We start from the raw sequence: 26696 nt of genomic DNA, 5'->3' as shown, positions 1-26696 counted from the left end.
CTCCTATCTCCTTTCGGCCAGCATAGCTACCCAGCCGCTATCCCGCCAGGTTTCCACTATAGTCAGGCCACTGACCTCCAGGGCAGCCCTGACCTCCTGTTCCCTTTCCTCGATAATGCCGGAACAGAGGAACCGGCCACCAGGCAGCAGGTGTTCCTTTACTGCCGGTGTAACCATGATGATGATATCAGCGATAATGTTGGCGATAATCAAATCCGCGGGCTCGGCCACTGTATCCAGCAAATTGCCTTCTTCCACCCGGACAATATGGGTGACATCATTCTGGTCGGCATTTTCCCAGGCCACCTTGACCGCCGTTTCATCCAGATCGATGGCCAGGACATCTTCTGCCCCCAGTTTAGCGGCCACGATGGCCAGCACGCCAGAACCGGTGCCCACATCATAGACAACTCTGGGACCGGGGAAAAGTTTTTCCAGGGCCCGGATACACATGGCAGTAGTGGGATGGGTTCCAGTGCCAAAGGCCATCCCCGGATCCAGTTCTACCACGATCTCCCCATCCTGAGCCTGATAATCCTCCCAGGTGGGTTTGATCACTATCTTCTCTCCTATTTTTTCCGTTTTAAAATATTTTTTCCAGGAGGTCGCCCAGTCCTGATCATCAACCAGGGAAAAGGCCAGTTCACAATAGAGTCCGGGCAAATGATAATGTTTCAGGTCATTGACCGCCCGCTTCACATCTTCCACCTGGGCGGCCAGCTTTGTTCCTTCGGGCAGGTAAGCCTTGACCACCACCAGATCGGGATCACCCGCCTCTTCCTCGGGAAATTCATAATAATCCCAGCGTTTCTCCTCAATGTATTGCCATTTCAACTGCGGGTCTTCGATGATTACTCCATTGGCTCCAGTCTCATGTAGAATATTGGCTACCGCTTCCACTCCATCCCGGTGGACAGTCACCTGAATTTCCTGCCACTTCATTTGCCCAACCTGGTTCAAAAAACTTGACTGTTTTTATCTCCAGCCAAGTTGGCCCCCAGACCAGGATTTCGCCTCCTTTCCGAATACTTGATTTACCCCCGCGGGGCAGGGCGACAGGGGACCTCGGCCCGGGAGTTCCACCCGGACGGGAGTACTGCACCGGTTTATGCTGACCTCCCGGTGGGAGTATAACTCCGCCTCCCGCGTCCTGTTAGGACGCCTACCGGTTTCTCCGACACCGGCTAAACGGGGTCACCGTACGGACAGGGCCAATAACTTCAGGTCAGGCCAGACGGAGTTATACGCCTCCTGTTCACTCTGGGCAAGCCCGTTATGCACAGAAAGCCTCTCCTCCAGCCGCCTCAAGCAGGCCCTGACCCCACGGGTCATCCCTTTTCCTTCCCCAGGTCTATCAGGATTATCCTTCCGGGTCAGGTTTTGCTTGATTTGCGATACCAGTTGCCTGAGTTCTATAGTCACCCGTTCCCTGAAGCCCATTGCCCGGCGTCCTGTAACCAGTGCCGCCGCGCAATGCACCGGAACGGCGTAACGTTTCATATACTTCCAGTAACCTATGGTTGAAGTATGCCGGGGTGATACTAACTTGAAAGGCACCCCTTCTTTTACCGCTCTCCGATACATTGCTCCTACCATTTTCGCAAATGGAAAATTGGAAGCCATGCGGTTAAACTTTTTATTAGTGTCCAGCCTGTCTTTGCCAAAGTTCAGGTTTTCTAAAACAATGGGTTTGCCTAAAAAGAAAGCTATATCTACCACTACTTTGGCTAAAACGCCTATCAGGTAGCTACGCCGGAAGCTGGAAGCATGGGCTAAGTCTGGTATTCTGATGTACATGAATCCGTTCGGGTAAGGAATAACCTGAAACTCTCCTTCGTACTTACCCAGGTTGCCGGGATAAGGAATATTAAAACCCTCCGGCCACGGTTCCGGCTGGCCGGAAGCGCTAACGTTACACAGGGCTACCCCATCAGGGTTTGTGTCTATAGCCAGACAACCTTTAGCAAAGTCCGGTTCCTGCACCCTGACCACTTCAAATGTCAAATGTACCAAATAGCGTCCTTCCAGGGTGCGGATCAGTTCTACCGCATAGGGTAACTTCATGGTCAGCCATATCTGCACCAGTTCCCGGTGTTTTTCCGGCAGCCACAACTTGCCCTCAACCCTGGGGGCCTGGCTCATCCTGGGGCGACCAAGTTTATCTATGCCTGTCTGTTCAGAAAGGTGGGAGAGGGAAACCGCCAGGCGGAAGTCCTGTCCGTCATAAAATATCTTAATGTTGGGGTTGCCTCCCTTGCTCTCGTCTCCCCGGGAGTAGAGGCGATTCCTGCGGGCGTGCCGCCATTTTTCACGGGCGGCCCGGCCCTGGCAGACCTTTTCCCATAGCCTTCTGCCCCCAAAGACTACCTCTGGTATTGTACCCTTCTCCTGGTAATCCTTCAGTTCAGCCAGCCTTTTTGCCAGTGAAACCACCCGCTTGTTCCGCCCCTTGACTGCCAGGCGGAGCTTTTCAATAACTTCTGAAGCAGCCCCCTTTTCCTCTGCCTTCGCCAGTTTCCTCATAGCCAGGCTGAGTTTCTTCCTGGCCCGGCCCAGTTTCTTTTCTGTTTCTTCATTTTCTAACTTCAGCAGTTCTGTTTGGGAGTCCAGCAGGGCCTGTGCTTTAAGTCTGGCATCATCCGCATAGCGGGAGTTCAGCCCGAAAAGTTCTTGTCCTGACTTCTTGATTTCATGGCGGGAAGCACCTTCCAGGAGCCGGTTAAAGGCCCACCGCATACAGGCACAGAAGAGACGCATCTCCGTAGTCAGCGGGTCTTCTTCGCCCCGGCTCCACTTCGAAGACCGGTGAGCCGGGTAAATCTCCGGAAAAAACTCCCCGCACACAGTTATGCTAAATTTGTTCTTCTCGTGTTTCTTTGGCATTCCTGATCAGCTCCCCGAAACCCTGCCGGACTTTGCTGCTTCTCCAATGGATAATAGTTCCATACCTTTAATGTAGCAAAACAGTTAAATACAATCAATTATAGTCTAGTTTTCTGAAGCTGCTGCATACCACCATCATTTAGCCCATAAAGGCATCCTTCACTTTATCAAAAAAACTCTTTTCCTGGTGAACTCCTGCCGGCTTCTGTCCCATGGTTTCCGCCAGTTCCTCCAGCAGCTGTTTTTGCCGTTCCGTCAATTTGGTCGGCACTTCCACCTGGATTTCGATGCGCTGGTCACCCCGCCCCCGGCCATGGACATCTACGATGCCTTTGCCGCGCAAGCGAATGACTGTGCCATTCTGGGTGCCGGGACTGATCTTGATTTTCTCCTTCCCTTCCAGGGTGGGTACTTCCACTTCATCTCCCAGCGCTGCTTGCGGGAAGGAAATATTCAATTTCATCACCACATCATTGTGCTCACGGCGAAAAATCTTATGGGGTTTAACCCGTACAATCAAATAGAGATCTCCCGGCGGCCCACCTCTGAGGCCGGCTTCCCCTTCCCCCGCCTTGCGCACCCGGGTGCCGCTATCCACCCCGGCAGGGATGTTGACGGTGATTTTGCGCAATTTCCTTACCCTGCCTTTGCCATGACAGTGTTGACAGGGCTGCTCAATAATTTTACCCTGTCCAGCACAGGTTTGGCAAGGGCGGCTCTGGATAAAGCGGCCAAAAGGCGTATTTTGCACAATCTGCTGCTGTCCCGTACCATTACAGGTGGGACAGGTACGCTGCCCGGTGCCCGGCTTCGCCCCGGTACCATGGCAGATTTCACAGGTTTCGGTGCGGGGAATTTCGATGGTTTTGGTGGTGCCAAAAGCCGCCTCCTCAAAAGTCAGCTCAATTTCCGCACTCAGGTCAGAACCCCGCTGCGGGCCCTGGCGCTTACGGCTACCACCGCCAAAAAACATATCGAAAATATCGCCGAAGATTTCCTCGGCCCCAAAACCACCGAAGCCGCCCTGGAAATCACCAAAGCCCCCCTGGCCGCCAAAGCCCTGGGCCCCGGCATGGCCAAACTGGTCATAGGCAGCCCGCTTTTGGGGGTCAGACAGCACCTCGTAGGCTTCATTGATTTCCTTGAATTTTTCCTCGGCGCTTTTATCTCCAGGGTTGAGGTCCGGGTGATACTTTTTGCTCAATTTGCGGTACGCCTTCTTGATTTCCTCTTCGGTGGCGTTACGGCCAACCCCTAACACCTCATAGTAATCCCGTTTGCTCATCAGCTACCACCTCAAACTTTTTGCGGCAATTAGGAAAAGGGGGAGTCTCCTCCCCCGCCAGTTTACACATCTACCACATTGGGATCCTGACCGTCTTTACTGTCATTCTGAGGCGGCTGCTGCTGGGCCTGCTGCTGGTACATGGCCGCCGTCAGGTCATAGAGGGGTGCGGTCAGGGCTTCGGTCTTGGCCTTGATCTCATCAATATTATTGCCAGCCAGGGCAGTTTTCAGTTCTTCTACCGCCTTTTTCACTGCTTCCACCTTGGCCGGATCCGCCTTATCCCCGAAATCCTTGATGGTTTTTTCCGCCTGATAAACCATGGAATCGGCATTATTACGGATTTCTACCTCTTCCTTGCGCTTGCGGTCTTCTTCCGCATGGGCTTCTGCTTCCTTGACCATGCGCTGGATTTCTTCCTCACTCAAACCGGAAGAGGACTGGATGGTAATGCTCTGGGCCCGCCCGGTCGCCTTGTCTTTGGCGGAAACATGCACAATCCCGTTGGCATCAATGTCAAAAGTAACCTCAATTTGCGGTACACCCCGCGGTGCCGGCGGAATGCCATCCAGGATGAACCGGCCCAGGGTCTTGTTGTAAGCTGCCATTTCCCGCTCACCCTGCAGGACATGGATCTCCACCTGGGTCTGGTTATCCGCCGCAGTGGAGAAAATCTGGCTCTTGGAAGTAGGAATAGTGGTGTTGCGCGGAATAATCCGGGTAAACACTCCACCCAGGGTTTCAATCCCCAGGGAGAGGGGCGTAACATCCAGCAAGACTACATCCTTGACTTCCCCGGACAACACTGCCCCCTGGATGGCAGCACCAATTGCTACGCATTCATCGGGGTTAATACCCTTGTGAGGTTCTTTGCCCAGGAAACGGCGAATAGCTTCCTGAACGGCCGGAATCCGGGTAGAACCGCCTACCAGCAAGACCTTGTCGATATCCTTGGGCTCCAGACCCGCATCTTTCAGAGCCTGCCGGGTGGGACCCATAGTGGCTTCAACCAGATCAGCGGTCATCTCTTCAAACCTGGCCCGGGTCAGAGTCATTTCCAGGTGTTTGGGCCCGTTCTGGTCCGCAGTGATAAAGGGCAAGCTGATAGTGGTCACCGTGGTGCTGGACAGTTCTTTTTTAGCTTTTTCTGCTGCTTCTTTCAATCGCTGCATAGCCATTTTGTCCTGGGACAGATCGATGCCGTTTTCTTTTTTGAATTCGGCCACCAGCCAGTCGATGATGCGCTGGTCGAAATCATCACCACCCAGGCGGTTATTACCGGCAGTAGCCTTGACTTCAAATACCCCATCCCCCAGTTCCAGGATGGAGACATCGAAGGTACCGCCACCCAGGTCATAAACCAGAATGGTCTGGTCTTCTTCCTTATCCAGACCATAGGCCAGGGCCGCAGCGGTAGGCTCATTGATGATCCGCATTACTTCCAGTCCGGCAATGCGCCCGGCATCCTTGGTAGCCTGGCGCTGGCTGTCGGTAAAGTAAGCCGGTACAGTGATTACCGCCTTGGTCACCGGTTCGCCCAGATAGGCTTCCGCATCAGCTTTCAATTTCTGCAGAATCATAGCACTGATTTCCTGGGGAGTATATTGCTTGCCATCGATGTTTACTTTATAATCTGTGCCCATGTGGCGCTTGATGGAAATCACAGTCCGTTCCGGGTTGGTTACCGCCTGGCGCTTGGCTACCTCGCCCACCAGCCGTTCCCCGGTTTTGGAAAAGCCCACAACAGAAGGAGTGGTTCTGCCCCCTTCCGCATTGGGAATAACCGTCACTTCGCCACCTTCCATTACTGCTACACAGGAGTTGGTTGTACCCAGGTCGATGCCGATAATCTTGCTCATAGCTGTCCTTCACCCTCCTAAAGATTATATGTTGCTCAGTTCCTGACGGCCACTGTGACCATGGCCGGGCGAATTACCTTATCCTTGAGATAATATCCTTTTTGATACACATCCACAATGGTGTTTTCCGGCTGTTCTTCAGTTGGGACCTGCATAACAGCCTGATGCAGGTGAGGATCAAATTCCTGGCCCTGACATTCCATCGGAATCAGCCCCGCTCTGGTCAGGACTTCCATCAACTGGCGGTAAATCATTTCCACCCCTTGCCGTAACTGGCCTTCTTCTCCGGTAGCCGCCAGAGCCCGTTCAAAATTGTCAATAACCGGCAAGAGGGCTGTAATCAGGCCTTCTGCCTCATATTTCAACAGTTCTTCCCGTTCCTGCCGGGCCCGCCGTCGGAAGTTTTCCAGATCAGCCAGGGCCCGCAAGCGGGCATTCTTTTCCTCGGCCAGCTGCTGTTCCAGCTGATTTATTCGCTGTTGCAGCTGTTCCAGCTGACCGGGTTCCTGCGTCTGTTCCTGAGCAGCTCCGGCCCCGGCCGGTTCCTGTTCATTGGCTTCCATTTTTTTATCCTCTTCCATCTGGGTCATGTCTCCCTATTCCTCCATTTCTGGCTCCAGCTTGCTGCTTTTCTCCTCTTTTTTCCGGATGATGGTATCAATCCGCAGAATAGCTTCAGCGACTTCCCCGGCAGCGCGCAAAGCATGCAGTTTCACCAGGGCCGGATCAACCACGCCTAGTTCCCACATATCCACTACCTGACCGCTGTCACAATCTATGGCCAGGGCGTTATTGCCTTTTTCCGCCTGAGCAGCTACCACATCCCCCAGTTTCTCCAGAGAATTGAAGCCGGCATTTTCCACGATTTGGGCCAGGGGCCGTTTGAGGGCAGCCACCACGCAATCAATACCATAGGCAGCCATACCCCGGGTGTTTTCCCGCAGTTTTTCCACCTGGCGAGCAGCAGCCAGCTCAAGGGAACCGCCTCCGGCCACTACCCCGCCACAAACAGCAGCCTGAACGGAGGAAGCGGCATCCTTGGCAATCCGCTCCCGTTCACCGACTACTTCTTCAGTGGCGGCTCCCACCAGCACGGTAGCCATAGGTTTACCAGCACCACCGAGAATCCGCACATGTTCCAGGCGCTCATCAGCCAGCACCCATTTGGCCTGGCCCAGATAGCGAACCAGTTCTTCCGGGGAGCGCTTGAGACCGGTGCGTTTAATGGGTCGGGCTCCTGTATGTTCCGCTGCCTTGCGCAGTTCCTTGTTGGAAACCCGCTGTAACACCATCACTCCGGCGTCAGTCAGAGTTTCTTCCGCCCAGGCCTCTACCCCGCGGTCAACGATAACCAGTCCTACACCCAGATCCACGATTTTGCGCACATTATCCTTGAATTCCTGCTGTAATTCCATATAGCGGTTGAAACCGGCCTCAGTAGCCAGGGCCTCATCTTCCAGCTCCTCCGGTTCCAGGGCATCATCAATGATCAGGACTTTTGCATCCCGCAGGTCCCGGGGCATCTCGTCATTCATAGGTTCCTTGTTGATGATCACCCCGGAAAAGACCTGGTTATCGGCCCCTTCCTCGGCCACAATCGTATCTGCCAGCTTAAAGCCCGGTTCCTTCAATTTCTTGATTCCCACCAGGCGGGCTGCATCCACTACCAGGCGGGCAATATCTTCGTTTTCCCGTCCGGCTATGTAGGCAATGCGATAGAGCAGGGGATCTTTGAGGCTGCGTACAGGGCGGGCCTGTTGTTCGATAAACTCCAGGGCTCCCCTGACTCCTATCCGGATGCCCTCGATCACCCTGGTGACCGGCACCCCCCGTACTACCTGGTTAACCCCTTCTGCAACCAGGGCCCCGGCCATCACAGTGGCAGTGGTAGTACCATCACCGATTTCCGCCTGCTGGGCTTTTGCCACATTGATCAGCAATCGGGCGGCCGGATGATTGGCTTCCATCAGCGTTAAAATGGTGACGCCGTCATTGGTGATGACCACGTCACCGAATTTATCCACCAGCATGGTATCCAGACCTTTAGGACCCAGAGTGCCTTCCACAGCAGCGGCAATGGCCCTGATGGCATTGGCATTGGTCATCAGAGCTGCCAGTTTCTCATCCACCTCGGTGGCCTGGACAGCTTGCTGTTTTAAGCTCATTGCCTTCCCTCCTTCAGCCGCTCTAGGTGCGGCGGTAAAAATCGGTCAGCATCTGGGAGAGGTTTTCGGTAATATATTCCACCAGGGCCATCACCCGGGCATACTCCATCCGGGTGGGGCCCAGTACCCCGATGGCTCCCACCACCTGACCATCGACCGTATAGGTAGCAGTGACCATGGAACAATCCCGCATCACCTGAATGGGGTTCTCTGCCCCGATTCGCACCAGCAAGCCTTCATCCTCGGGCTGAACCAGGTGGCGCAGCTGTTCCTCCTGTTCCAGCAGGGACAACAGAGTCTTGATTTTCTCGATATTGCGAAATTCCGGCTGGTTAAGAATATTGAGGATCCCGGCCAGATAGACCTTTTCCTCCCCGCTCAGAAGCTCCTCCTGGCTGAGTAAATCCAGTACCAGTTCCGCCACCGCCCGTTGCCGGGCCAGTTCAGAATAAATCTCCTGCAACAGGGTGCGGCGAATATCGGCTATGGTTTTGCCATGGAGCTTGGCATTCAATACCTGGCTAATCTGCCATAAATCCTCGGCTGACAAATTTTCCGGAATCTCGATGAGCCGGTTCTGTACCAGACCGGAAAGGCTGACCATGACCAGCAAGGCCTTGCCTGGTTCTACCGGTACCAGTTGCACATGCTTAATCCCCGTTTTGCCCAGCTGTGGTCCCAGCACTATTGTGGTATAATTGGTCATCTGGGACAGCAACTGGCCAGTCCGCTGAATCACCTGGGCCACTTCCATCCGTCTGGTTTCAAACCCCTGGCGGATGTATTCCCGGTCTTCATCAGCCAGGCGGTATTTCTCCATCAAAAAGTCCACATAATAGCGATAGCCCAGGTCTGAGGGAATCCGCCCCGCTGAAGTATGAGGCTGTTCGATATAGCCCATTTCTTCCAGGTCGGCCATTTCATTGCGTATAGTAGCCGGGCTCACCCCCAGCTCATACTTTTTGGCAATGGTTCGGGAGCCTACCGGTTCAGCGGTAGCAATATAGTCCTGAATAATCGCCAGTAAAATGCGCTTTTTCCGCTCATCCAATTGCATCCCTCATCACCTTCCGCCAGGCCCGTTGTTAGCACTCTCACCAGACGAGTGCTAAAGGCCACTACTTAAAAAATACCACCTGGGGCAGGGAATGTCAAGGTACTAGATAAACTCTGCCATCACTTCATTGGCAATATACCAGGCCTGCCGCGTGAGTTTAAGCCTGTTTCCCGAAACCTGGACCAGACCCCGCTGCTTCAGAGAAGCTATAACTGTTGACCATTCTGCCTCAATTTCCGGGGTCAGAACCACTCCTTCGGCCAGGCGCAGGCCGAGAATAACCTGTTCAGCCAGGATTTCTTTCTCGCTCAGCCTTTCCACCAGCTGCCCGCTCCAGCCCCGAGCCCGAACTTCTGCTTCCCACTCCTCCAGGCTGGCGGGATTGGCCCAGCGTACATTCCCCCAGCAGGAATGGGCTGCCGGCCCCAGTCCCAGATAAGGCTGGCGGCGCCAGTATTTGAGATTATGCCGGCATTCAAATCCTGGCCGGGCGAAGTTACTCAGTTCATAATTCAGGTAACCTGCTGTCTCCAGTTTTTCCCTGGCCCACCAGTACATTTCCGCCCATTCCTCTTCTTCCGGCAGGGTTATCCTGCCCTCCCTTTCCCAGCGGTCAAAGGGGGTATTTTCTTCCACTTTCAGGGCATAAAGGGAGAGATGGGGCACTTCCAGCGCCAGGGCAGCTGCTACTGTTTCCTGCCAGTCCGCCAGGGATTGTCCCGGCAATCCGTACATCAGGTCGAGATTGAGGTTGGTTAAGCCAGCCCGGCGAACTGCCTGCACCGTGTTCTGGACTTCCTGCCAGGTATGGCAGCGGCCTAAAACCCGTAACAGTCGCTCCTGGGCCGCCTGAGCACCCAGACTCACCCGGTTGATGCCTGCTGCTGCCATTAGCGGCCATATATCTCTATTTGCTCCGGGGTTTGTCTCCATAGTTATTTCAACGGTATTGATGATATGAAAATTCCCGGCAATAGCCTGCAGAATTTTTTTTATGCCCTCTGGACCCAGCAGCCCCGGAGTACCGCCCCCCAGGAAAATGGTATCCACTTCTCGTTCCGGCACCTGCCGGACAGCCGCTTCCGTTTCCTGGCAAACAAGGTCAAGATAGCGCTCCCTTTCTTCCCCGCTGGCCGGCCGGGAATAAAAATCACAATAATGGCATTTTCGCAAACAAAAGGGAACATGAACATAGACCCCCAGCATATTTTTCCCCCTTTCGGGCAAACTGTAGGCGAAGGAGGTTGAGACCATGAAAGTCAAGGTAGATCCTGATTTGTGCATCAGCTGTGGCGCCTGCGTCAGCACCTGCCCCGATGTCTATGACTGGGATGATGAAGGCAAAGCCAAAGCCATTGTGGATGAGGTGCCAGATGACCTGGAGGATGAGGCCAGGGAAGCTCTGGAAAATTGCCCCACTGATGCCATTGCCGAAGTATAAAGAGGCCGGAAACCCGGCCTCTTTTATTTCTGGTCAATACTGAGCACTGCCATAAAGGCTTCCTGGGGAATTTCCACATTTCCCACCTGCTTCATCCGCTTTTTCCCTTCTTTTTGTTTTTCCAGCAGCTTTTTCTTCCGGGTAATATCCCCGCCATAACACTTGGCCAGTACATTTTTGCGCAAAGCCTTGACCGTCTCCCGGGCGATGACTTTATTGCCGATGGCCGCCTGGATAGGGATTTCAAACTGATGGCGGGGGATGAGATCCCGCAGTTTTTCCACCATCTGCCGCCCGCGCTGGTAGGCTTTGTCCTTGTGGACAATAAAGGAAAGGGCATCCACCACTTCCCCGTGGATGAGTATATCCAGTTTGACCAGTTTGGATGGCTTGTAGCCAATGAATTCATAATCAAAAGAAGCATAACCCTTGGTCCTGGATTTAAGCTGATCAAAGAAATCATAAACGATTTCCGCCAGGGGCAGTTCATAATGCAACATGACCCGGCTTTCACTCAGGTATTCCATGTTGAGGAAATTGCCCCGCTTTTCCTGAGCCAGATCCATAATTGCCCCGACAAAATTGTTGGGCACCATGATGGTGGCTTTGACATAGGGTTCCTCCAGGTGTTCGATCTGAGTAGGCGGCGGCAATTTGGTAGGGTTATCGATATCGATTACTTCCCCGTTGGTCAGATAAACCCGGTAGACCACACTGGGGGCAGTAGTGATCAAAGTCAGGCCGTATTCCCGCTCCAGGCGCTCCTGGATAATCTCCATGTGTAACAGCCCCAGGAACCCACAGCGAAAACCAAAACCCAGCGCCACCGATGTCTCCGGCTCATAGATTAAGGCCGCATCATTGAGATTGAGCTTTTCCAGAGCATCCCGCAGATCATCATAATCCCCGCTATCCACTGGATAGAGGCCACAGAAGACCATGGGCGTGGCCTTGCGGTAACCGGGCAAAGGCTCAGCAGCCGGCCGCTCCGCTTCGGTAATAGTATCCCCAACAGTAGTATCTTTCACATTTTTGATACTGGCCGCCAGATAGCCCACCTCACCCACCGACAGCTGCACTGTCGGCACCGGGAAAGGCCGGAAAGTCCCCACTTCGGTGACTTCAAACTCCTTGCCCGTGGCCATGAAGCGAATCTTCATACCTTTTTTGATGGTGCCCTGCACTACCCGGAAGTAGACGATTACCCCCTTGTAGGGGTCAAAGTGACTGTCAAAAATCAAGGCCTGCAGGGGAGCCTCAGGCTCCCCCTTGGGAGCCGGAATTTTGGCTACAATGGCTTCCAGAATCTCTTCCACCCCAATACCGGCTTTGGCTGAAGCCAGGATGGCTTCAGAAGCATCCAGACCGATTACATCTTCAATCTCCTGCCGCACCCGCTCCGGCTCGGCACTGGGCAGGTCGATTTTATTGATTACCGGGATGATTTCCAGATCATGCTCTAAGGCCATATAGACATTGGCCAGAGTCTGGGCCTCAATCCCCTGGGAGGCATCCACCACCAGCAGCGCTCCTTCACAGGCGGCCAGACTTCGGGATACCTCATAGGTAAAGTCCACATGGCCAGGTGTGTCAATCAGGTTGAGGATGTATTCCCTGCCATCCCTGGCCTTATAATTGAGGCGCACAGCCTGCAGCTTGATGGTAATACCCCGTTCCTTTTCCAGTTCCATCAAGTCCAGCACCTGTTCCGTCATTTCCCGTTCACTTAAGGTGCCGGTATATTCCAACAGCCGGTCGGCCAGAGTGGATTTGCCGTGGTCAATATGAGCGATAATGCAGAAATTGCGAATATGGTCATGGACCATGCTGTTCTGTCCTCCTTCAGGGCATCAGTTACCAAAATATTATAGCATTTTCTGCCCTGAGGAGCAATCCTATTTGGTCAATCCAGTGCGGGCAATATCCACCTGAACCTTGACCTGAAACTTTACCCGGGGAAATTCCTGCCTCCAGTCCATTTTTTGCCATTCCCGCGGGAACTCTGCCCGTATCCGCTGGCCCACACCCAGGACATCAGCAGGCACTTTCTGTACAAACCGCAACATATTCATTATTTCCCTCTGAGCTTCCTGACTTAAAAAACTCTGTATTTTCTTGACAGTTTTTTTATCACTTAAATCTAAATCCCAGGGAACTTCCTCCAGGGACGTCCTGGTTTTTAGATTTATTTCCACTTTCCACCCCTCTCCTTTATGCACCTTGAAGTCCCGATCCTCGGCAAAATAACAGACCGAAAGGAAGTCATCAGGTGTTTCCAGTTCATCCTTGCGCCAGCGCATAGTAAGTTTTATTCTGCTGGTATCGCCGTTAACCAGGGAGAGCCAGGCGCTTTCCCGTGGCGGCAGGACTGTTTGGAATTTGTCCTCTATAAACAAGGCAGTGCCAGCCAGGCTAACTTCCTTGGACCCCCGGCGAAAATAGGGCAAAAAGGTATCCTGGCCTTCATCATACATCATGGTGCGCAGGCGCTGCACTGTAACAGGTATCACCTTTCCTTCCCCCTTACCGTGTTTGACCAGGCTGGCCAGGTAAAGGGAAATGCGGGGCTTATCAGGATATTCCTGCATAAAGAGCTCCTGGGCCTTGCCCTCCACTACTCCCACATAGGCAGTAGAAGGATTGCCAGGATCCCGGAAAAACACATCCATGATACCCCGGATACCATTTCGGGCTTGTTCCTCACCGATCAAAATAAATTGGAGTTTACCACCACTGATCGGATTTGGTAACATCCGGTCCAGATTCATGCGAGCCTGGCGGGGAGTATGGGCCAGAGTGGAGACAACCAGTACCTTCTTTTTCGCATCTTCCTCCAGCACTGGAGCCACGGTGGTCATGAGCAACCGTCCCCGTTCATCCCGGTCAATCCCCACACTCAGGGTGATGGTACTTTCTTCCAGGGGTCTGGCATCCCAGCAACCACTGGTGATTAATAGAATCAAGCCCAGAGCCAGGGTTTTAATTCCTTTCATTCCTCATCCCTCCCCTGGGCAGCAAACTGGCCAGCAACCAGCTTAGTCCTGGCAGGAGGATCCCCAGCCCTAAACCGGCATAACCCAGATAATCTCCCAGTTTACTCAATTTATCAGCATCAGGTAAAAATATGTCGACAACCCCTGCCAGCAGGACCAGAAGCAAAGTTAGATAACGATGATCCTCACGCTTCAGCAAATGCGCTGTTCCTAAACCGGCACCATAAAACATCCCAATCACAGTCAAAAGGACTACCGGCACCCAAAGAGCTAAAATCACATATTCCATCCGCTCAATAAAAGAAAACTGAATCACCTTGAGTAGGCCTAGAGTCGGCCAGCGCCAGCTTTCAATCTCCTCCGGGCTATAAAAAGCAAAAGCAATTACTGTTACTGCCATGTAGAGAATAGTAACCAGGCCGTTGGCAGCCAGGGCCCAGAAGAGCAAGCGCCGCCGTGGACTGGTATAGGGATAGGCCAGCCAGTAAAACTCAAACCCCAGCATAGCCAGAGCTGCTTTAAAACTCCCCAGCAGGATGGCTTTCAGGCCTGCCGTACCGATGGGTTTGAGATAATACCAGTGAGCCTCCCGCAGAGGGAAATAAAGAAGGATCACAATCCAGGCACTGATGAGAAACAGCATTTCCGCAAAACGTCCCAGTACAGTCAACCCATTGAATACCAGGTAAAAAACTGGTAACATCAAAAGGATAATCAGGACCCAGCGCGGTGTCAGGGGCAGCATCCAGATTTGCAGGATTTCCAAATATATACGGAAAATTACCGCCCCTGTAGCCCAGAAATAGATAATAAACAATCCAGTCCAGAATTTACCCAGATATTTCCCCCAAACGCTGTCCAGAATATCATAAAGGGCCTGTCCGGGAAAGCGGCGGCAAACCAGATGGATAAACACCAGTCCCAGGGCAGCCATTAAACCCGCAATAAAGGCGGAAATCCAGCCATCCTGGCGGGCAACCTTGTGCAAACCAGCTGGCAAGGAAAGTATACCCACCCCGATCTGGATCCCGGAAATAAGGAAAAACAGCTGTTGTCGGGTAAGTTTGCCTGCTGGTGCCGTTTTACTCATGCTTTTTCTCCCCCTTTCCCGTCTGCTGTCTGGTCCGGTTCAAGGGATGACCGATGGTAGGCCGCTGATTCAGAAACCAGCTAGGCGCGCGAATAGCTGAATCCAGCCAGTCCTTAAGGCGCAAGGGGCTGATACCCAGGGCATAAGGAGTACCTACCGACTCCAGAATAGCCAGATGGGCCAGCAACATGGTCAAACCCACTGCAATCCCCACCAGCCCAAAGGCTGAGGCCAGAAACATAAGGGGGAAACGCAAAAGCCGTACCGAAAAGCCCACATCATAGGTAGGCACCACAAAAGATGCAATGGCTGTCACCGCTACTACAATTACCATAACATTGGAGACCAGGCCAGCCTGCACGGCCGCCTGGCCCACCACCAGACCGCCCACGATACCGATAGTTTGTCCGATAGGGCTGGGCAGGCGAATCCCCGCTTCCCGCAACAGCTCAATGGTTATTTCCATCAGCATTGCCTCAACTATGGGCGGAAAAGGCACCCGGGAACGGCTTTCCGCCAGAGGTATCAATAAACGCAGAGGTATCATCTCATAATTGAAAGAAATCAAGGCAATATAAATTGCCGGCAGAGTCAGAGCCACTATGAACCCGCCCAGCCTCATCAGGCGCACAAAAGTGGCCATTAGCCAGCGGGAACCGTAATCCTCTGGACTCTGGTAAAACTGGCTGAAAACCGACGGGGCAATCAGCACCTGGGGGCTACCATCCACCACCAAAACCACCCGGCCCTCCAGTAAATTGGCCACTGCTTTGTCCGGTCGCTCGGTGGACTGAATCTGGGGAAAAGGAGAATAGGGATTATCTTCGATCAGTTGTTCCAGTTGGCCACTGCTTTGCAAAGCATCCAGATCCAGCTGTTCGATCCGTTTCTCCAGCTCCTCGATTACCTGGGGATTGGCGATACCATCCAGGTAAAGCAAAGCCACATCAGTCTTGCTATATCTCCCCACCTGATAACGTTTGGCTTTGAGCCGGGTGGTTTTCAGCCGCCGCCGAATTTGGGACAGGTTAGTGACCAGGGTTTCCGTAAAGCCATCATGAGGACCACGAATAACCGGCTCCGAGGAGGGTTCCGTTATGCCCCGTTTTTCCCAGCCCCGGGTATTGATGGCATAAATCAGGTCCAGCCCATCCAGCAACAAGAGGGTATCCCCGCGCAACAGGGACTGTACCCCCTCCTCTATGTTTCCCAGTTCCTTGATTTGCCCTACCGATAACAACAAAGATTCTGTTGCCTGCCAGTCCACGCTCTCCGTCTGCCGCCCCCAGATCAGCAAAGGCCGCAGAATATCGGCATGGACCATGGTGCGATCAACAATGCCTTTCAAGAAAACAATGGCGCCTTCCTGTTCCAGGCTTTTGCCAATGCGAAAATAGCGAATAGTAAAATCAGGGGCCTGTTGAAACCGTCCCTGCAGGTACTGAACCCGTGCTTTCAGCGAATTGCTCTTTTTACCCCCGAACCAGCGCATACTCTCACCTCGTTCAGCCAAACTCTGCCTGCTGAGGTTAGTATTTCTCCGAGGTGAAAAAAAATACAGGCAAGAGCTAAGCCGCTCGTTGCCTGTTCAAACGCCGCACCACCAGCTGGCGCACCTGTTCCGCTTCCTGCATTTTGAAGAGGCGAGCCAGCAACCAGTACAGGGCAGCTCCACTTGTCACAGTGAGCAGTACTTCCAGCAACTGCCCTCCCTTCTGGCTGACCGGGACCACCTGCACCAGCCCCTGGTCCAGGAAATAAACCGCTATCCCCATCACCAGAGCAGCTGTACTGCCCTTGCCCCAGGAACGCACCAGCTGGGACAGTCCGAGAGGCCCGGTCTTGCGCCGCAAAAGATAAAGCAAAGCCAGGAAATTGATAATACCGGTAACCGAATAACCAAAAGCCAGCCCGGGCGCTGCAAAGCGCTCCACCATAGCTACATTCAGTAGATAGTTGATTAAGATTGTTACCACTGCCACACTTACAGGAGTAGTGGTATCCTGCAAAGCATAAAAAGCCCGGGTTACCACCAGCACCGCTCCCTGGGCAAAAAGGCCGAGACAATACCAGAACAGGGCCAGGGCTGTCAGCCGGGTATCAGCAGCAGAAAACTTGCCCTGCTGAAACAGCAGGCGCACAATGGGTTCTGCTAATGCCATCAGACCTGCGGCTGCCGGCAGGGTAATGAAAAAAACCGAACGCAGGCCATCCAGCAGAGTGTTTTTGAATTCCGACATTTTGCCCACAGCCGCCAGTGAGGTAAGGGTGGGAAAAACCGCAGCCCCAATCGCAAAGGCAAAAACCCCCAGAGGTACCGCCATCAGGCGGTTGGCTACCCGTAGGGCTGTGATACTGCCTGCATCCAGTCCGGAAGCCAGATTCTGATTGATAATCAGATTGATCTGATTGGCCGCCAGCCCCAGTAAAGCCGGTAACATCAGCCACAGCATTTTTTGCAGGCCAGGATGCCGGAGCTCCAGTACCGGCCGGTAACGAAAGCCTATTTTTTTCACCCGGGGCAACTGCCAGAGGAAATTGGCCATTACTCCCAGCAAGACCCCCACCGGAAAGGCTGCAATCCCCAGCCAGGGGGCGAGAAACCAACCAGCCAGGATGATGGCCACATTATACCAGAGTGCCCCTACCGCCGGAGCGGTAAAATGCTTGTAGGAATTGAGAATGCCCATCATCAGCCCGTTAAGGGCGGTAAATAGCACCGAAGGCAACATAATGCGGGTCAGATAAATGGTTATTTCCCTGGTCTCAGCAGGAAACTTGTAAGCTACCAGGGGCATCAGAGCGGGGGTAAATATCATGGCCAGCACTGTCCCCAGACTGAGAAGCAGCATAACCAGATTGATAGCTGTAGAGGCAACAGTAAAGGCCTCTTTCTCTTCCCCCCGGGCCAGGTAGGAGGAAAAAACCGGAATAAAGGCGGCGCTCAGGGCGCCACCCACCAGCAAGTTATATAGCAAATCGGGTATGGTAAAAGCCGCCAGATAAGCATCAGTTAAATGGCTGCTGCCAAAGCGGGCAGTAAGCACCTGATCCCTTACCAGTCCCAGGATGCGGCTTAATATCATGGTCACCATTAAAATACCGGCCGCCCGGGCCACTCCACCGCTTTTGCTACTCATGTCCGTCTTCCTTTCGCCAGTATTTCAGCAAAGCCCTGCGGGCCGCCAGTTCCACGGTCAGTCGCTTTTCCACCTTTTTGAAGCTTCGCTCCAGCCCCTGTACCGTTCGTTGCCAGGGGTCAGCAGGCGGCTTCACCCAGTGGACAAATACAGAGTAGGCTGTTGCCACTCCCCAGAAAGTCACCGTCAGTGCCAGTACCAGCACCAGTTTTTGCACAGGGGTCCATCCTTTCAACCAGGCTTTTACTTTTTAGTGTGCCCGGCCAGGCTGGACTTTAGCCATGGAGGTCAGATAAACCCCACCCAGCACCAGGGCTGCTCCCAGCAGCTGTACCCAGGTCAACTTTTCCCCCTGCAGGGCTGACATCAGCATCACTGAAATGGGCACCAGATTGATGAAAATGGCAGCCCGGGATGCCCCGATAGCCTGCACTCCCTGGTACCACCAGACAAACCCCAGCACAGAAGCAAAAATTGCCAAAAAGATAATGGCCAGCCAGGGCTGGGCCTGTCCCAGCCAGCTCCATCCCTGTTGCCCCCCCTGCCAGAGGGCAAAAGGCAAGAGTAATAAGGCCCCGAACGTACAGGCAAAAGCCGTGGCCGCCAGGGGAGTAAAGTTGTTCATGACCTCTTTGCCTTTGATGGAATAAAGGGCCCAGCACAAAGTAGCGCCCACCAGCAGAATATCGCCAAAATTAAAGCGCAAATTGGCCAGCAGCTCCAGATCTCCCCGGCAGATGACCAGAGTAACCCCGGTAAAGGACAGCAGAATCCCCAGCCAGCGCCGTGGACCCAGTCTTTCACCATGCCAGAAGCGATTGATTAAAGCCGTAACTCCGGGATTGGCCGCCACAATCAGGGAACCATTGACAGGAGAAGTATGTTTGAGAGCCTCAAAAAATAGCAGATTATAGCCAAACACCCCGGTTAGACCTAAAAAGAAAAGACCAGAGAAATTTTCTTTCTTCCGCCAGTCCGGCCAACCCTCCCGACGCCTCAGTAGCAACAAAAGTAAAATACCAGCTATCAGAAAACGTAAAAAAGCCACGACAAAAGGGGGTGTCGTCTTTACTGCCACTTTTCCAGCAATAAAGGCCCCACCCCAGAAAAAAGCTGTCAATACCAGTAATAAATATTGCACCTGTCCCCATCCCCTATCTCTCTATACTTAACAACGATTATACTCCTGATTTTATTTCTTGACAACATCTGCTACCATTTTAGCCAGCAGGCGGGCAGTGTATTCTGCCTCAGCTGTAGAATTGCTTGTACTCCCAATTTCAATCAAAACAGCCCGGGGATGGAGATGCTGGTTATAGCGGCCTGGTTTAGTCATCACCTTTCGCACCAGGCCTGGATATTGTTGCTCAATCTGCTTTGCCAGCTGCTGGGCAAAAGCCAGGTTTTTTTGCCAGCTGGGGTGATTGCCCCTGCTGTTGGTGCCCACCACCAGCATAATCCGGGCGGCCTCCCGGCCCTGGATTTTTACCACACTGTTCTCCCGGGGCACTTCTGCATCCCGGTGAATATCGATAAGAAGCTGCAAGTCCGGATACTTTTCCAGCATCTGCCGGGCCGTCACAGCCGAATTGGCATAGGGATTATGCAGAAGCCAGTTTTCATCATGAATAGCCTGGCTCTGCACTACGCCAATGCCATAGCGGCTGCTCAGCTCTTCCGCCAGGGCGGAAGCAGCGGCAAAAACCCCGCCTTTTTCCCCGGGTACCTTGTCGGTTTTATCAGTAAGGCGATAGGTTTCGGAAGTATGGGTATTATAAATCCCAACCAGAGGAACCTTCTGTCCCGCTGGCAACCAGAGGCGAAACTGACCTAAACCCGGCACCTGTTCCGGTTTGACCTCTTCATGCGGATCAGCCTGGGGCTGATAGACACTATCCACCACCCTATCGGTCCGGGCCACTGGTTTATCACTGTCATTCCATTCCTCCTCTTCGGCCATCACTCGCAAGAAGGGAATCCCCTGGGCCAGATATACCTGGGGTTTGCCTACCGGCAGCCATTCCGGGCTTGTCCACATCATTTCCGTTCCCAGCAAAGGCAATTCCCGCTGTAACATCTGACGGGCATCCATTTTGGGTGCTATTTGCCCCACCTTATCTACCGCCTCCACCTGGGCCCGGGTGGGAATATTCCACCAGGCCGCCAGCAAAGTAGTCAAACCCAGGGCTAACCAGCCCGCTGTCCTGCCTTTGAACCGCATTTTGTCCACCTCCTGCCTGCAGAATATATCTATGCAGGCCTTCAGGCAAATAGAACAAAAAAACTGCCGGCACTTTTGCCGACAGTCCTTTTATTTTAACTTTTCCTGTTAGCGAATCATGGTCGGTACCACTGCATCGATCAAACCGATGACAAAAGCGGCAATCAATGCTCCCAGAATGGAAGCGCTGATCTGGGCCGGAACGATAAACTGGGCCAGATAGATAACCACCGCTGCGGTAATAAAGCCGACCAGACCCCGGCTACGCGGTGAGACTTTGTCTCCCAGTACCAGCTCAGCCACATAACCCAGAATCGCAATAACTGCTGCTGCTATCAGGGCGCCGACGAAACCGGCAACCTTAAAGCCGGGTACCAGGAAACTGACAACCATAAGTACTATGGCAGAGACTATAAAACGCACAATCGCTCCCAGCATTATTTTCACCCCCTTGTTTTTACGTTCAACGTTAGGATACCCAATTGACCATATCCTATTCTTAATTTATACTCTTGCTTTTTTGGGTTACTCATGTTAAAATTACTTTTGTTGACTGCAACCCCGAAGGAGGTGAAATCTGTGGCCAACATCAAGTCCGCAGCCAAAAGAGCTATCAAAGCCAGAAAGCGTGCTCTGCGCAATGCTGCCATCAAATCCACCGTAAAAACTGCCATCCGGCGTTTCCATGAAGCTCTGGCCACCACTGATGTGGATACCGCCAAAGCTGCTTTAGTTAAGGCTTGCCGCCTGTTGGACAAGGCAGTTACCAAAGGTGTTCTACATAAGAACGCCGCTGCTCGGCGCAAATCCCGTTTAACCAGGAAATTCAATCAAATCGCCGGCTAATTTGTCGACAGATTAGTCATTAAAAAAACAGCAGGCTCACAGTCCTGCTGTTTTTATTTTTTTCCGCACAACCGTAAAATTGTCAGCTCCAGCACCAGCTGCTGGTCCTGGCGACTGGTTTTGAGGGCCAGATCTGCCTCCAGCAGTATGTCCCAGATGGTGTAGAAATCCCCCTCAGAAAACCGGCGGCTCTGGCGCAGTAATTTGGGAACAGCAAAAGGGGGGGCATTGATCTGGGCAGCTATTTGCTTATCCCCGTAGCCCCGTGCTGCCAGCAAACTGGCCTGCCAGAGCAAGCGAAACTGGCGGGTAAGCATATACAGGATGCGTGCCGGTGGTTCCCCGTGAAAAAGAAGTTCTTTCAACAGCGGTAAGGCTGCGGTAAAGCGCCCTTCAGCCACCGCATCCACCAGCTGAAAGATGGTTGCTTCTGGACTAGGGGCCACCAGCTCCTGAATCTGGTCCTTGTTCAGCATCTCCCCCTGGGCATACAGGGCCAGTTTTTGCAGCTCCTGGTGGAGCAAAGGCAGGTTACTACCTGCCATCAGGGCCAGCTCCCGGATCGCCTCCTCTTCCAGTCTCAAGCCCAGCTGCCTGGCCTGGTTGCGGATAAACTCCAGCAATTCACTGCCTTTGGGTTGGGTACACTGCACCACCTGGGCTGCTTTTTCCAGGGCCTTCACCGCTTTCCGCCCTTTATCCGGCTTGCCTTCCTGGACCAGCACCAGGGTCGTGGCCGGGTTGGGATCAGACAGGTAGCTCAAAAAGACTTCTTCCCCCTGCCCGCCTTCTCCCGCGAGCAGGGCCTGCCAGTTTTCCACGATTACTACCCGCCGTTCAGCCAGAAAGGGAATGGTGCGGGCGCTGTTTACCAGCTGCTCCCAGGAAGTGTTCTTCCCATCCAGTACCTGTAAATTAAAATCCCGCAGCGCGGGAGCCAGCAACTCCCGAAAAGCCCGTACCAGCTCCCGAATCTGCCAGGTTTCCTCACCATAGATAAAATAAAGGGGACTGACTACCCCTCTTTTAATGCTCTGTAAAACTCCGTCTGCTGCCAGCATTAAGGTTCCTCCTGCCTGAAAAAGCTAATCTGCGGATCCTCTCCCTCCGGCCAACTAAGGCTTACCGCTCCCTGGCGGTCAGTGCGCAATACGGCTATCCCCTGCCTTTGCAGCCTGAGCAGGGTTTCCTGATGGGGGTGACCATAGCGATTAGGGCCTACAGGAATCACCGCCAGCCGGGGTTGCCAGCGCTGCAGCCAGTAGCCACTAGCACCATCCCGGCTGCCATGATGGGGCATAGTTACTGCCAGCAGGTCCTGGGGCCGGTAGGCACTGGCCAGCTGGTCCAGCCCCTGACGATCGGCATCTCCGGTAAACAAGAGGGAGTAATTATCCTTTTTCAATTCTATCACAAGGGAGCGCTGATTCCAATCCTCTCCTGCTGTTCTGGCCATTAATACCCTGAGGCGCATACCAGGGGCCAGCTGTCTGTCTTCCCCCTGCTGCCAGGTGAGTAGTCGGGTTCCCTCCCTCTGCCAGCTCTGCCCCAGGGCAGCCAGCGCCGGTTCCTGCCAGGCTCCCGGCCCCGCTGCCAGCCAGTCGATGCTCACCTTCCCCATAAGCTCCTCCAGACCCCCATAATGGTCAGCATGAGGGTGGGTAATGATGACTCCCCGCAGATGATCAATTCCCGCCTGGGCCAGATAGGCCCCTACTACCCGCTTGCCGGCTGGGCCGGCATCCAGCAAATAGGTTTCCCCGGTCCGGGTAGTGATTACCGCAGCAAACCCTTCCCCTACAGCCAGCCAGGTAACCTGTAAAGCCGGTTGGGACCAGCGCCAGTAAAGGCTAAAACAGCCTATTACCAGCCCTACCGCCAGTCCGTAGCGCCAGCGACCAGGCAATAGCCGCCAGGCCCAACCCCGCAGCCAGAGGCCACTGCTGCCCGCCCAGCCGCCCCGTAAAAACCAGGCCAGCACCAGCAAAAACAGGACGGTAGCAGCCGCCGACCAGCCCCGAAAAGCCAACCGGGCCCCTGGCAACTGCTGGATCAGGTCAGCAGCTGCAAGCAACAGCAGGGCCGGCAACGCTGCTGCCGGATAAAGGGCCTGTCCCCAGAGGGGCCAGAACCAGCCCAGACTCCCGGCCAGAAACCCCAGCCAGAGAGCCAGAGTAGCCACCGGGGTTAGCAGCAGATTGGCCAGCAGGGACCAGGGATTAAAGTAGTGGAAGTGGTAAATCAGTGCTGGTAAAGTGAAGGCCTGTACCAGCAGGGGCAAAGACAGCCAGGCCCAGCGCCCCCTCAACTGCCGCCCAGGCACCAGCAAGGCCCAGGTGGCAAGAAAGGTCAGCTGGTAACCAGCTTCCGTAATCAGCAAGGGCTGGGTAAAGGAAGTCAGAAACAGGGCCAGGGCTAATCCGGCTTCATCATCTTTGCCCTGCCCTAGCTCCCGGCCCAGCATGGCCAGAGCCAGCATAATCAGCGCCCTGAGTACAGGTGGCTCAAAACCGGAAAGAGCGCCATAAAAAAGGGCCAGGGTCAGAGCTGCCCCCAGCCGCCACCAGGGCGAGCCCCCCAGCCGGCGGCTCCAGAGCCAGACCGGCACCGCCAGCAGGGAGACATGGAAGCCGGAAACAGAAAGGAGATGGGCCAGCCCCGCCCGGTTCAGTCCATCTCTGGTCTCTGACTCCAGGTACTGCTCCTGACCCCAGACCATGGCTGCCAGCAAGGTGCCACTGCGGCCCGGCGCATTGTTTAGTGCCTGCTGGCTGATTTGTCCCCTCAGCCCTGCCAGAGCCAGGCGCCAACTGCTGCCTGGCCCCAGGTCACTCACCCTGTCCGCCTTGATTTGCCAGCTGATCTTCCGGTGCCAGAGATAGCGCCGGTAATCGAACTGGCCGGGATTGAGGGCCAGGGGCGGCTGTTCCGCCTTACCACTAACCCGGGCCCGGCGCCCTGCCCCGATCTCCGTCCCGGTATAGACCAGCACTTTGCCAGCATCAGTACGCAGGATGCCTTTCCAGCCATAAGCTGTCGGACTGGTTTCCAGCCATTCCCCTTCCACAGTCACCTTTTGCCCCTCCTGCCAGGGCAAGCGAGGAAAGGAATATTGCCAGAGAGCCAGCACCAGCCCCGCCAGCACTATCCCTGCCCCGATGGGCAGTAGAATCTTCCGGGGCCGCCAGCTAAAAAGGGCCAGCAGGGCCAACAGGCAAGCAAACCAGAACAGCCATCCCCCCTGTTCCCAGCTGAGCAGCACCAGAGCGTAGCTGAGGGCAGTTCCAACCAGGGGATTCATATCCTGACCCGGGGCCGGAGTTCCACCATCTTTTTCGGCCCGATGCCCGGCACAGCCAGTAACTGCTCTTTATCAGTAAAAAGACCATGCTGATTGCGATATTCCACTATTCGCCGGGCCAGGGCCGGACCGATACCAGGCAGATTCTCCAGTTCCTCAGCGGTAGCCTGATTAATGTTCACCACCTGCTGCGTTTGCTGGTTATTTTTAATTTTTGTTCTGGTCTGTACCTTTTTCGGCGCCTCCTTTTTTACCTCCGTCAGGGATTGCTCTTGCTTTTCTTCCTCCACCAGGGGCTGAGCTGCGGGCACCAGGCTGGCATCAACCGGCAGTTTAACCTGGTTCAAGAGCTTGTCCGCCTTTAGCACCATGGCTGCCGGCTCTTTTTCCACCAGCCGCCCGGTTTGCCAGCCCAGTAAAAAGCAGGCCAAACCGGCACAGAGACCAATGATGACTTTCCTGACCAATTTTCTCACCTCTCTCCCATTGTAAAAAAGAAAAGCCCCGGGAACAAGGGGGCTTTTTTGGGAGATTTTGTCGTTTATTTGTACCAGAGGACGCGATCCGGTTTGCGGGGTGGTACCGGTGGTTGCTGATCCGGCCAGCCCAGAGTTACGGCAGCCACCAGTTCCTTATCCTTGATACCCAGCAAGGCGTTGATTTCCTCCTGCACGAACAGAGGCCCATTGAGCCAGCAGGAACCCAGCCCTTCGGCATGAGCCAGCAGCAACAGGTTCTGAATCAGGGCTGAAGCGCTCTGGACCGCGCCCATGCGATCATGTTCGGCAGCATGGCGCTCATTAAGATTCATGTCAGGCGAAATCTTTATCTGTTCCCTGGGTACATAGACCAGCACGATGGCCTGGGCATTGCCGCCAGTGCGAAAGAACTGCATAGTCAGATTGACCATTTTGGGGGGGAAGAGCTGTTCCAGCCGTTCCCGTAAATATTCTCCCCCTTCGCCAAACAGGCGAATCAGCTCCTGTTTTTTCTCGCCGGTTACCACTACCACCAGCCAGTCCTGTTTGTTCATCCCCGAGGGGGCCCAGAGGGCCCCGGCAATGATCCGTTCCAGCGTCTCCTGAGGAATAGGGTCGGGCTTGTAAAGCCGGATACTGCGCCGGCTGCGCATCAGTTCATAAATCTGTTCTTTCTCCATCTTTTTTACCTCCCCTGTAAATCCCGCCAGTGGCCATAGCTAACGCCCAGCTCAGCCATTATTTCCTGCCAGCCCGGCCAGCGCAAAATCTCCAGTTCCCGCCCCCGGTTTTCGGTATATGAGCTGATGGCCAGCAGTTGCCAGTCCGGTACCGCCGGATGGGTCATCACTTCTGTAAAACCAGCAGCCATCCCCTGTAAGATTTTTTCAAAATTCTCCCTGGTCACCCCGGCACCAAAAAAATGCTCCACAAAAAAGTCGGGAGTTGCTACTCCCTGCTGCCGGAAAAAGGCTTTAGCCTCCTCCTGGGGAGCCCGCAGGGGTAAATCAAAGAGCCGGGCCAGGTGCAGTGCTACCGGCCGTAACCAGGGCCAACCGTGGACATGATGATGGGAATCCAGGTGACTCAGTTCCAGGCCCCAGCTGCGGGCCGTTTGAATCTGGGCCAGCCATTCTGCTTCCGCCCATTCCTGGAAACGAGCGATCTCTTCGGCACTGGCCCGCTGCAGGCGTTCATACAAAACGGGATAGGGTTCAAACTGGCGGCCGTCAGTCAGGGCCTTGCCCACTGTCAAATTGAGATGCACACCCATTTCCAGGGCCGGACATTCCCGGCTGAGGTCCACCGCCTCCCGGGCCCAGGGCTGGTTGACCAGGATGGTAGTGCTGGTCAAAATCCCTTCCCGGTGGCAGCGCCGTACCCCTTCGTTGATGCCGGGAGATAATCCGAAATCATCGCCATTGACAATTAGCCACTTGCTCATACCCCTTCCTCCTTCAATGGCCGGCCAAAAAAGAGATAAAACCAGCCGGTACCTACCAGATATAACAAACCGACACCCCAGAAGACGGCTTGGTAACCTCCCCAGTGCAGCAAATAACCGGTCAGCGGCCCTCCCACGGCCCAGCCCGCCTGGTAGAGAGTGCCGTTCAGGGAAGAAGCCAGCCCGCGTTTATCTGCGGCCACTGCCGTCAGGGTAATATTTTGCACCAGCGGATGGGCAGCATTCATCAGGGCCATCCAGAATGTGCAAAGTCCTCCGCCCCCGCCGGTCCCCCAGCCGGCCGGCCAGGGGCATCATCACGGCTGTAACCGCAGCTGACAGTCCAATCACCTGTCCGGCAAAGGCCATAGTATATCCGTATTTTAATAATAGCAGATTATAGAGAACTTCAAACATCCCGCGGCCCATTTGTCCAAAAAACTGGGCCAGCAGCAAAAAACCACAACTCAAATCCCCTCCACCCTCTATACT

At 54.2% G+C, this 26696-nt stretch carries 26 protein-coding genes; 2 read left to right on the top strand and 24 right to left on the bottom strand.

Features of this window, described 5'->3' with window-relative positions; genetic code table 11:
* Window positions 1-3: 3 nt before the first annotated feature.
* The 8 genes from prmA to hemW all read right to left on the bottom strand — a co-directional run bounded on the left by prmA (window position 4) and on the right by hemW (window position 10455).
* Window positions 4-942, bottom strand: coding sequence for a 50S ribosomal protein L11 methyltransferase (prmA, locus tag CTH_RS04100; RefSeq protein ID WP_078665068.1), 939 nt, complete (start codon window positions 940-942; stop codon window positions 4-6).
* A 252-nt stretch (window positions 943-1194) separates the two neighbouring features.
* Window positions 1195-2883 (bottom strand): IS200/IS605 family accessory protein TnpB-related protein, encoded by a 1689-nt coding sequence (locus CTH_RS04095; protein WP_107753152.1) that lies wholly within the window; start codon window positions 2881-2883, stop codon window positions 1195-1197.
* Window positions 2884-3022: 139 nt separating this feature from the next.
* A complete protein-coding gene (gene dnaJ / locus CTH_RS04090) occupies window positions 3023-4168 on the bottom strand; it encodes a molecular chaperone DnaJ (protein WP_078666279.1) in 1146 nt (381 codons plus the stop codon).
* Window positions 4169-4230: 62 nt separating this feature from the next.
* On the bottom strand, window positions 4231-6027 hold the full coding sequence (dnaK, locus tag CTH_RS04085; RefSeq protein ID WP_078666280.1) for a molecular chaperone DnaK: 1797 nt from the start codon (window positions 6025-6027) through the stop codon (window positions 4231-4233).
* A gap of 35 nt (window positions 6028-6062) precedes the next feature.
* Window positions 6063-6617 carry a nucleotide exchange factor GrpE gene (gene grpE / locus CTH_RS04080; RefSeq protein ID WP_242952068.1) on the bottom strand — a complete coding sequence of 185 codons (555 nt, stop codon included), beginning with the start codon at window positions 6615-6617 and terminating at the stop codon, window positions 6063-6065.
* 6 nt (window positions 6618-6623) lie between these two features.
* On the bottom strand, window positions 6624-8192 hold the full coding sequence (locus CTH_RS04075) for a TCP-1/cpn60 chaperonin family protein (RefSeq protein ID WP_078666281.1): 1569 nt from the start codon (window positions 8190-8192) through the stop codon (window positions 6624-6626).
* Window positions 8193-8214: 22 nt separating this feature from the next.
* Window positions 8215-9249, bottom strand: coding sequence for a heat-inducible transcriptional repressor HrcA (gene hrcA, locus CTH_RS04070; protein ID WP_078666282.1), 1035 nt, complete (start codon window positions 9247-9249; stop codon window positions 8215-8217).
* Between the two features lie 102 nt (window positions 9250-9351).
* A complete protein-coding gene (gene hemW, locus CTH_RS04065) occupies window positions 9352-10455 on the bottom strand; it encodes a radical SAM family heme chaperone HemW (RefSeq protein WP_159073815.1) in 1104 nt (367 codons plus the stop codon).
* A 46-nt stretch (window positions 10456-10501) separates the two neighbouring features.
* On the opposite strand from hemW, the gene CTH_RS04060 reads away from it, so the two are divergent.
* A complete protein-coding gene (locus CTH_RS04060) occupies window positions 10502-10690 on the top strand; it encodes a ferredoxin (protein ID WP_078666284.1) in 189 nt (62 codons plus the stop codon).
* A 23-nt stretch (window positions 10691-10713) separates the two neighbouring features.
* Here CTH_RS04060 and lepA read toward each other — a convergent pair whose 3' ends face one another.
* The 9 genes from lepA to CTH_RS04015 form a co-directional block, all read right to left on the bottom strand.
* Complete coding sequence (lepA, locus tag CTH_RS04055) at window positions 10714-12516, bottom strand: translation elongation factor 4 (RefSeq protein ID WP_107753150.1); 1803 nt, start codon at window positions 12514-12516, stop codon at window positions 10714-10716.
* 69 nt (window positions 12517-12585) lie between these two features.
* Window positions 12586-13683 carry a Ger(x)C family spore germination protein gene (locus tag CTH_RS04050; protein WP_107753148.1) on the bottom strand — a complete coding sequence of 366 codons (1098 nt, stop codon included), beginning with the start codon at window positions 13681-13683 and terminating at the stop codon, window positions 12586-12588.
* Complete coding sequence (locus CTH_RS04045) at window positions 13670-14773, bottom strand: GerAB/ArcD/ProY family transporter (RefSeq protein ID WP_107753146.1); 1104 nt, start codon at window positions 14771-14773, stop codon at window positions 13670-13672. The genes CTH_RS04050 and CTH_RS04045 overlap by 14 nt, the downstream gene beginning before the upstream one ends.
* Window positions 14766-16265 carry a spore germination protein gene (locus CTH_RS04040; protein WP_078666288.1) on the bottom strand — a complete coding sequence of 500 codons (1500 nt, stop codon included), beginning with the start codon at window positions 16263-16265 and terminating at the stop codon, window positions 14766-14768. The genes CTH_RS04045 and CTH_RS04040 overlap by 8 nt, the downstream gene beginning before the upstream one ends.
* A 76-nt stretch (window positions 16266-16341) precedes the next feature.
* A complete protein-coding gene (gene murJ, locus CTH_RS04035) occupies window positions 16342-17913 on the bottom strand; it encodes a murein biosynthesis integral membrane protein MurJ (RefSeq protein WP_107753144.1) in 1572 nt (523 codons plus the stop codon).
* Window positions 17906-18130, bottom strand: coding sequence for a hypothetical protein (locus CTH_RS04030; RefSeq protein ID WP_078666290.1), 225 nt, complete (start codon window positions 18128-18130; stop codon window positions 17906-17908). The genes murJ and CTH_RS04030 overlap by 8 nt, the downstream gene beginning before the upstream one ends.
* A gap of 33 nt (window positions 18131-18163) precedes the next feature.
* On the bottom strand, window positions 18164-19054 hold the full coding sequence (locus tag CTH_RS04025; protein ID WP_107753142.1) for a DMT family transporter: 891 nt from the start codon (window positions 19052-19054) through the stop codon (window positions 18164-18166).
* A gap of 51 nt (window positions 19055-19105) precedes the next feature.
* Window positions 19106-20134: a stage II sporulation protein P gene (gene spoIIP, locus CTH_RS04020; RefSeq protein ID WP_078666292.1), complete on the bottom strand. Its 1029-nt coding sequence runs from the start codon at window positions 20132-20134 to the stop codon at window positions 19106-19108.
* Between the two features lie 108 nt (window positions 20135-20242).
* A complete protein-coding gene (locus CTH_RS04015; protein WP_174182987.1) occupies window positions 20243-20572 on the bottom strand; it encodes a phage holin family protein in 330 nt (109 codons plus the stop codon).
* A gap of 141 nt (window positions 20573-20713) precedes the next feature.
* On the opposite strand from CTH_RS04015, the gene rpsT reads away from it, so the two are divergent.
* Window positions 20714-20980: a 30S ribosomal protein S20 gene (rpsT, locus tag CTH_RS04010; protein ID WP_078666293.1), complete on the top strand. Its 267-nt coding sequence runs from the start codon at window positions 20714-20716 to the stop codon at window positions 20978-20980.
* A gap of 53 nt (window positions 20981-21033) precedes the next feature.
* Here the strand turns inward: rpsT and holA are convergent, their stop codons facing one another.
* The 7 genes from holA to CTH_RS03975 form a co-directional block, all read right to left on the bottom strand.
* Complete coding sequence (gene holA / locus CTH_RS04005) at window positions 21034-22041, bottom strand: DNA polymerase III subunit delta (RefSeq protein WP_079907043.1); 1008 nt, start codon at window positions 22039-22041, stop codon at window positions 21034-21036.
* A complete protein-coding gene (locus CTH_RS04000) occupies window positions 22041-24281 on the bottom strand; it encodes a DNA internalization-related competence protein ComEC/Rec2 (RefSeq protein ID WP_078666295.1) in 2241 nt (746 codons plus the stop codon). The genes holA and CTH_RS04000 overlap by 1 nt, the downstream gene beginning before the upstream one ends.
* Window positions 24278-24748, bottom strand: coding sequence for a ComEA family DNA-binding protein (locus tag CTH_RS03995; RefSeq protein WP_207656828.1), 471 nt, complete (start codon window positions 24746-24748; stop codon window positions 24278-24280). The genes CTH_RS04000 and CTH_RS03995 overlap by 4 nt, the downstream gene beginning before the upstream one ends.
* Before the next feature lie 74 nt (window positions 24749-24822).
* Entirely contained in the window at window positions 24823-25440 is a 618-nt protein-coding gene (locus CTH_RS03990; protein ID WP_078666297.1) for a nitroreductase family protein, read from the bottom strand.
* Between the two features lie 5 nt (window positions 25441-25445).
* Window positions 25446-26204 carry a carbohydrate deacetylase gene (locus tag CTH_RS03985; RefSeq protein WP_107753140.1) on the bottom strand — a complete coding sequence of 253 codons (759 nt, stop codon included), beginning with the start codon at window positions 26202-26204 and terminating at the stop codon, window positions 25446-25448.
* Window positions 26201-26452, bottom strand: a complete 252-nt coding sequence (locus CTH_RS03980) for an MFS transporter (RefSeq protein WP_159071819.1) — start codon at window positions 26450-26452, stop codon at window positions 26201-26203. The genes CTH_RS03985 and CTH_RS03980 overlap by 4 nt, the downstream gene beginning before the upstream one ends.
* Window positions 26394-26675 carry a hypothetical protein gene (locus CTH_RS03975; protein ID WP_107753138.1) on the bottom strand — a complete coding sequence of 94 codons (282 nt, stop codon included), beginning with the start codon at window positions 26673-26675 and terminating at the stop codon, window positions 26394-26396. The genes CTH_RS03980 and CTH_RS03975 overlap by 59 nt, the downstream gene beginning before the upstream one ends.
* Window positions 26676-26696: the final 21 nt, after the last annotated feature.

The organism is Carboxydocella thermautotrophica, from assembly GCA_003054495.1.
GTDB lineage: Bacteria > Bacillota.
The sequence above is the reverse complement of the archived record's forward strand: the minus strand, read 5'-3'. Positions and strand labels throughout refer to the sequence as shown.